This is a genomic window from Bradyrhizobium sp. CCBAU 11386, assembly GCF_028128955.1.
Taxonomy (GTDB): domain Bacteria; phylum Pseudomonadota; class Alphaproteobacteria; order Rhizobiales; family Xanthobacteraceae; genus Bradyrhizobium.
Map to the genome: position 1 here is coordinate 1 of NZ_LBKA01000068.1, position 549 is coordinate 549.

At 65.0% G+C, this 549-nt stretch carries 1 protein-coding gene; it reads right to left on the minus strand.

Features of this window, described 5'->3' with window-relative positions; all coding sequences use genetic code 11:
• Nucleotides 1-195: 195 nt before the first annotated feature.
• The coding region (locus tag XI09_RS08395) for a transposase (protein ID WP_271566421.1) at nucleotides 196-549 on the minus strand (354 nt) is incomplete at its 5' end.

The window sequence follows — 549 nt, forward strand, 5'->3', positions numbered from 1 at the left end:
CGGCCTGTTGGTGCGGTTGATTTGAACCGCTGGCCAAGATGGTTTCCGCGACGCGAGCTCCAATCAACCACGCGACCTGGGTTCGGCCGATGGGTCCCACGGGATGTCTCACACCTCGGATCGATCGATCCTACCATCTACTCCTCTTGCAGCTCCGGCTCGGCCGGTCGGGCGAACCCGATCGGCTGATCTGCCTTAGGCGGCAGCCGCGGATGCAACCTGCATCCGAGCGCCGTCGTATCTCTCCCCCGTCACCATCAGCTTCCAGGCGATGCGGGCATTCTTGTTGGCGAGCGCCACGGCTGCAAGCTTGGGCGGCTTGCGCTTGAGCAGGGCCAACAGCCAAGGTGACGGATGACCGCGGCCGCACATGGCCTGCTTGATCACGGCGGTCGCTCCCGCCACCAGGACGCTGCGCAGCCGCTCGTCTCCAGCACGGGTGATCTTGCCGAGACGGGTTTTGCCGGCGGTGGAATGGTCTTTCGGGGTCAGCCCGATCCAGGCCGCATAATGCCTTGCGGAGCTGAACGCGTGCGGATCCGGCGTCTT